Consider the following 7,349-nt stretch of genomic DNA (forward strand, 5'->3'; position numbering starts at 1 on the left):
ACGGATTGGGCCGTGTGATCATGACCGGGCTGTGGAACAATGGCAATACCGCCATAGACCCCGCCGCCCTGAAAGCCCTCGTCTATGCCGCCCCCCAGTACGACAGCCGTACCCCCGGGACCGACTACCAGATCGTCAGTTACCCCCAGAACCTCACTACCCCCCTGACCGTCAGCTACTACGACAACTATAACATCCCCGGCCTTCCCTCCGGGTACACCCGGAACGGCAGCCAGATGATCCACAGCCTGCTGACCGCCACCCGTACCGCCGTGCTGAACAACCCCGCCCACATGCTGTGGAGCGTGAACTACTACGACGACGAAGGCCGGGTCACCAAGAGCATCGTCCAGCACTACAAGGGCGGCACCCTGTCGGAAGGCAATTACGACGAAACCGACAATACCTACAGCTTTACCGATGAACTGCTCACCAGCACCCGCCACCATAAAGTAAACAGCACCGAACAAGTAAAGATCTTTACCCTGTATGAATACGACCATATGGGACGCAAGGTGAACACCTGGGAAACCATCGGCAGCGGGGACACGGTACTGCTCGCGCAGAATACCTATAATGAGATCGGCCAGCTCAAAGAAAAGCGTCTGCACTCAAAAGACAAGGGCAATACCTTTCTCCAGAAGATCGCCTACCAGTACAACGAGCGGGGCTGGCTCAAACAGATCAATGACCCCGGCAGCCTCTCCGCAGAACGGGTATTCGGGATGAACCTGCAGTACAATGACCATGCAGACGCCACCAGGAAGCAGTATAACGGCAATATCTCCTCCCTCAGCTGGCAGACAAAAGTCCCCGCCAGCAGCGGCTTTCCCCAGGAGAAGCAAAGCTACGACTACACCTACGACAAACTCAACCGCCTGGAACTGGCCGCCTACACCACCCCCGGCAAGACCGGTTACTTCAACGAGCAGCTCAGCTATGACAAAGCCGGCAACATCCAGAGCCTGGATCGGACCTCCAACGGGACAGGGAAGACCGACCAGCTGTCCTACAGCTACGACGAAAGCGGACAAAGCAACCGGCTGGCCAGCCTGACAGACGGCAGCAGCAGCAATGAAGGCCAGCCCGCAGGCACCACCAATTACACCTACGACGACAACGGCAACCTGGCCAGTGACAGCAAAAAGCAGCTGACGGTCAGCTATAATGAACTCAACCTCCCTAAGACGGTCGCCCAGACAGGAAGTAACCAGACAATTACGTACCTTTACGATGCCAGCGGACGGAAACTCAGGAAAGAAGCCACAGGCGGGAACCGGGACTATATCGGGGGGATCGAATACGGGAATGACGGGCAGATCGAGTTCATCCAGACCGAAGAAGGGCGGGCCGTAAAGAGCGGAGAAAACTACAGCTATGAGTATATGCTAAAAGACCACCTGGGTAACACCCGTGCAGTGGTGAAGCAGGACGGGAGCATTATCCAGTTATCAGACTACTATGCCTTCGGGATGGAGATGAACCATAACGGGATGACGCCGAGCCCTGACAACCGGTACAAGTACAACGGGAAGGAGCTGCAGACGGAGCTGGGGATGAACCAGTATGATTACGGGGCAAGGTTCTATGACCCGGTGATTGGGAGGTGGAATGTGATAGACAGGTTTTCAGAGAAATACCACTCTCTTTCTACTTATCAATACGGAGCTAATAATCCAATAAAGAATATTGATGTTAATGGAGATAGTATTAATGTGTCATTGATGCAGAGGTATGACACTAATAATAAAACTAGTCATGTATCTACTACACTAACTGATTTACAATCTCAAACAGGATTGTCTCTTTCTGTTGATGCAAATGGCCAATTAAGTTATTTGAAAGATCCAACCTCTGGAGCTCCTTTTGTAAATGTTACTTCTGGGCAAGGAGGTAACACATTGGTAGAAGCAGGAAGCTCAGAAGCACGTAATTTGATAGTCTCTGCAATTGATAATACATCAACAGCCTATGCTCGAATAACAACTGGCGGTTCTAGTGCTGCAGTCGGAGGAAATATGGTTAATATTAATCCAACCCAGATAAATAGCTTTATAAATGGAGCAACAAATGTTGATTCAAGAACACTAGGCTTTGGTATGACTTTTATGCATGAATTAATTCATTCCGGATTTGGTGGAGGATTAACTGATCCACCAACATCTGCAGGCTTTGGCCCTACAGGGGCCACTGTAGATAAAATGAATGTAATAAGGTCTGAACTAAACAATAATGGAGGGAACTATGGTCAAAGATCGTCTTATCAAGCAATAGGCTTAACTTCTAGAGGTCCTGCTTATTTGCCCTTTAATCCAGGTGCCTCTAGTAACTTGCAAAGAGGAATTGTGCCTGCCGCAACAGATATGTATATTAAATTTTAAGCATGAAAGTTCTATTAAGATGTCTTTTATTAAGTGTTAGCTTATATGCTTGTGCTGTAAACAACAGAAGGCTAACAACATCATCTAGGTATGAATCAGCCTATAATTACATTATCAATGACTCAGATATTAAAGGAAAAAGTGTAAATATCGCGGATTCAGTAGTGTATATAGATATGTCTATCTTCTTTGAAGAATTGAGTGAAGAGTGCAATTTATCAAGAGATTCAATGTTGAGAAACCTTGATAGCTTAGATAACGTTAGATACTTTGCTCCAGTTAAACATAAGCTTGAAATAGAGAAGACGCGAAATGTAAGTTCGAATGTAATTCTTTACTTTTCAAAGGTGTACGACAATCTTTTAATAGCTGAACTGCTAAATGGCACTGGTAGGTATGCGAAGGATAGATTATTTCAAACTAGTACTCGTTACTTATTTGTATTTGACGATAAAAGTGACCAAATAAAAAGAGTATATAAAAAAGAAGTGCAATACAATTAATCGATCTGGCTTAGCTGTCAAGCTGGTGCAGGTGTATCCCTAAGGTAGTGTGTTGAATTTTGTGTATCCCAATATTGATTCATACAGATATCCCGCAGGCCAGGTAGCTCATTATTTCCCGGGCCGGTGCTCCTGTTTCCATAGGCACTACGGCTGCCATCGCACATGATGTGCACATCTACGATCAGCAGCGTAGGGGCTATGCAGTTCGTTAATCTCAAAAATGGCAAACACATCAATCTCTTAAAACATGCCCTGGCGAATTAAACCATACAACGGGTTGCTGCATGAAAATGCAAGGCACGGCTTACTTGCTAACGTTAAATTCATGTCACTGCTTATACGAAATTAGATAGATTTGAACCGCGTAGTTAATGATTCTTAGTATGCATGCAGACATTTAAAATCTATGGATCTGCCACGTTCTGTTTTCCATTTATTAAACATATTTCGGTAAGTAGGGCCAATGGGGATTTTTATTTTGGGGTTGTTGTTTAATATCAGGTAGTTTCTTGCTTCTATCCCTGAAATGTATTCAGCATTAACGATAAATGACTTGTTGATTCGTATAAAATAAGCTGGGAGTTTGCTCTCGGTGTCTTTCAGGGAAGAGTGGGCTGAAAGAACTGTATCATTAGCTATGTGGTAGTGTGAATAATTCTTTACCGCCTCAACGAAAACAATATTCGACATCCTTATAGGAACTTCAAGACATCCTTTTATGCCTTTTTGATTAGTTCGGAGGAAAAGCACGTCATTGTTTTTGATCAAAGCCTTTTGTTCAGTTGGAATATTCATTTTAGCTAGAGTCTCTAGTTGGTCTGCATATACCTTCGTTTCTTCCTGAATGCTTGCTGAAGCCTCAATCTTTGGTACTCCTAAGAATGCATAATGAGAATAATGATCGTTTGATAGACGCTGAGATCTTCTTCTTGTTCTGACAAAATGATTATTTGAGATGATGACAATCATCGTCAACTGTTTAAGTAGACTGAGTTCTTCAATCTTGATCTGTACACAATCGGTATCAATAAAAACAACATCAGGCTTGGTTCGAACAATTTTTCGGAATCCGGTTAATATATCCATAGACGAACCCGATAGCTTATCCATAGAAAAAGTCGGGATACATTTGGTCAGGGTATCTATCGTCGAGTTATCGCCGATTAAGAAATAGCTAATCATCTTTTAGATAACAGGTGTCAAGTGGTTTTCTTCTTGTGGGTTAATAATTCCTCTAAAATAATGATTTTTCCTATTAATAATAGCTATATGAATAATTAATGGCTTTTCAGTTATGGGAATTTAATTACTGATTAATGACTTCGGGCAAGGTATTTCGTCCAGGAAAAGATGTTTTCATCCCTCAAATGCATCAATTGGTGTAAACGATTTTGAATGGTATCAAAGTATGCTGAAATTCATGAGAAAATAAAGTACTATAAAAGCTGAACGTCTTTTTTTTGGATTTAGTGAGCGATGTTGGTCTTATTTTGAATTTCGTTGTATGCCTGCTTCGGTAATGATACCTGCGATAAAATTTCAGTATTATGCCCTTTTTTGGGATCGTTTATCCATGGTGTTTTGCTTCTAAACTTGAATTACCTGTTCAAATGAATATTATGTCAATTGCAACTCCTCTTTTTAGATTAAGAAATATGAGAGATGTATTTCTGTTATGTTCTATTGTATTGCTATCAAATCTAGTATTTGCCCAACAACCACAATATGTGATGCCTTCTCCTCAGGCTAATTCCTTTCTGAAGTATCGGGATTACCCAGTGAATTTCAGCACAGGATTGGTGGACATCAGCGTGCCGCTACTTACATTAGATTTAAAATCTTATAAACTCCCGGTGACAGCGCGGTTTCACGCTTCCGGACGGAAGGTTGATATGAGCTATTCAGAACTTGGGATGAATTGGAAACTCGAAGCGTTTGGAATGATAACAAGAGAGGTGCGGGGCAGATCAGATTTCATTCTTGACGAATTGCATAACAGCGCGTTGATGGAAAAGACAGCAGACTACCTTAATACGATATCTTCAGACCAGTCTGTTGGAGATAGATTTATAAAGTACGAAAGAAGGTTGCGCATGGAAGGGGCTTCTCCCGCATATGGTATGTCAGATGACTCTGAGTATGATATTTTTACAATTTCTTTTAAAGATATCTCTGCCTCATTTATTATGCGAGAAGGTCAGAATGCTTTGTTCTTGGACTATTTTCCTTTTAGAGTTCAGTTCAGCAATAATGTTTTCACTATAACGGACGACAAAGGTGTTCAATATGTATTCGGGAAAATTGTAGAAAACAGCAGTACCTATGGATCAACGCTTGATTATAGCATCGATACTCAGATTTCGGGTCCAATGAATTGGTATCTTGCTAAAATAATTACACCCGAACAGGATGTATTGCGTTTTAAATACGCCACGAGAGGCAGCGACGGATTTTTCATTGGAGGAAATATTTCTTATGATGCAAAGGCAACGCTTGGTGACGATACCTATCAAATTGGACATGACCAAGGGGAAAATCTTCCGGGGACGTTAGCTGGGGTCTTGGGATACAAGTGGGAAAATACGTATAGTAATGAAAGAAACCCAGTAATAAACTTAACCGATGTAGAATGCTCTAACGGAAAACTATCATTTGAATATAATACACCTTATTATTCGCTGAACGAGGTGGTTCTAAAGTCCAGTGAAGGAGATGTTCTTCAGAAAGTAAAATTTTCTTATCAAGATGTTATAGGAGTTGGGTATACTATTCCAAATAATCAGGGACATTCAATTAAAGATATTTCATTTGTTGACTCCAACAATCCTCAGTCATTTCATCAATACAAGATGGAATACTATGATGGTGCGGTTAATGCAAAGGACATTGCTGCATATTGTTATGGAAGAGATTATTGGGGGTATGCGAATCCTAATGTTTATAGTAATAACATTCCGATCAGTCAGGTAGTTGAAAGACTGGGAACGGATGGGAAATCTTGGTTAAACTATAACAGGACAATAGGCGATCCCTTAAGGCGATCTCCGGATTACTTCACAAAACGCATCGGCATGTTGAGGAAAATCTTTTATCCTACTGGAGGTTATTCGGAGTTTATTTATGAGTCCAACCGCTATAAGCTATCCAATGGACAATCGGAAGAGGGGCCTGGTCTCCGGATTTGTGAAGTAAGGCATTCTGACGGAAATAAATACACGAGAAAAATTTATAAATATGGGAATAATGAGGATGGAATAGGATGGCTTTGGAGAAAGCCGGATCCTCGGGACTATCAGATAACTCAGTTCATAACCCATATACCATCGCAAAATGGTATCAGTTATGATGCTCTCCATTTGCCTTATATAGAAAATGCTTATCGTTATCGCAATCGAGAGTTTTATTCTGAACCGGTCGGTTACATTCGCCCAGCGTACAATTTACCAGTAAATTACGAGACAATTACGGAATATGAATCCGATGAAAATGGCAACAAACTAGGAAAAAACGTTTACTACTATTCAATTCCTCAATATGAAACGAATGTAAAAGAATTTTACGACAGTCATTCAAATGACTATTTTACAATAAGTAAGTTTGTTCCTCATTATTATTCCAAGTCTACTTTGCTTAGTAAAACTATTTTCTCTTTTCTAAATAATTCATATAATGAAATTAAAAAGACTACGTATACTTATAGTAAAAGAAGGGAAATCAAAGTGCCGCAGGCAACTTATTTTAGAAGGCATAAGGTAGTTAGTTATAGATCTAACGGTAATTCAAATATTGACGAAGAGATTATTGAGACAGGAGAACCATCTTCTCACGGCAACCTGACGGATATCAGGATCCCCTTTGGTACTATTGGAATTCGTGATTATCAGCTAGTTTCTGCAGTTTTTTTAGTTGACTCTATAGTGGAAAGCGATTATACTGCTATAGAACCAGTCATGAGTTCATCTGTTTTTTCTTATCAAAGCCAATATACTAGTTCGCCGTCATCAGTAGTGATTCGGGATAGCAAGGGAAATAAGAATATCACGAAATACTATTACCCTGACGACATTATATCTGACCAGTCTTTGCCAGGAGGAAATCTTACCAGTGAAGAGTACCTGGGAATACAGGCGATAAAGAAGACGTCGGGAAATTTCGCTAGTATACCGGTACAGACTGATAGATATATTAACAATGTTTTATTTGAGTCAAAAAGGTCAGGGTTTAGGCTGTTTAACAATAAACCACATTTATATAAAAAGCAAAATAGGTTTAGATCATCTAATGATTTTCTAACTGATTATGAGATTTTAGCGTTTGGTGATTTAGCTAATCCGTTAGAAATTAAGTCGAAGTCAAAGGCTCCTACCTCATATATTTGGAATAATAATGCTCAATACACCATAGCAAAAGCCGATAATGCTAATTCTGGCGATATTGCATTTACCGGCTTCGAGTTTGGGGA

At 41.2% G+C, this 7,349-nt stretch carries 4 protein-coding genes; 3 read left to right on the forward strand and 1 reads right to left on the reverse strand.

The genetic code is table 11. The annotated features are described in order from the left end of the window. Positions 1 to 2,381, forward strand: a 2,381-nt coding sequence (locus DDR33_RS24620; RefSeq protein ID WP_238387942.1) for an RHS repeat domain-containing protein, incomplete at its 5' end; no start/stop codon positions are given. A gap of 2 nt (positions 2,382 to 2,383) precedes the next feature. Next, the gene (locus DDR33_RS24625) at positions 2,384 to 2,884 is read left to right on the forward strand and encodes a hypothetical protein (RefSeq protein ID WP_109418454.1); all 501 of its coding nucleotides are present in this window, start codon (positions 2,384 to 2,386) and stop codon (positions 2,882 to 2,884) included. A 381-nt stretch (positions 2,885 to 3,265) separates the two neighbouring features. Here DDR33_RS24625 and DDR33_RS24630 read toward each other — a convergent pair whose 3' ends face one another. Then, a complete protein-coding gene (locus DDR33_RS24630; RefSeq protein WP_109418455.1) occupies positions 3,266 to 4,069 on the reverse strand; it encodes a LytR/AlgR family response regulator transcription factor in 804 nt (267 codons plus the stop codon). Between the two features lie 365 nt (positions 4,070 to 4,434). On the opposite strand from DDR33_RS24630, the gene DDR33_RS24635 reads away from it, so the two are divergent. Then, the coding region (locus DDR33_RS24635; protein ID WP_158280866.1) for a hypothetical protein at positions 4,435 to 7,349 on the forward strand (2,915 nt) is incomplete at its 3' end.

Origin of the sequence: Pararcticibacter amylolyticus (assembly GCF_003130405.1) — a bacterium.
Classification (GTDB): Bacteria; Bacteroidota; Bacteroidia; order Sphingobacteriales; family Sphingobacteriaceae; genus Arcticibacter; species Arcticibacter amylolyticus.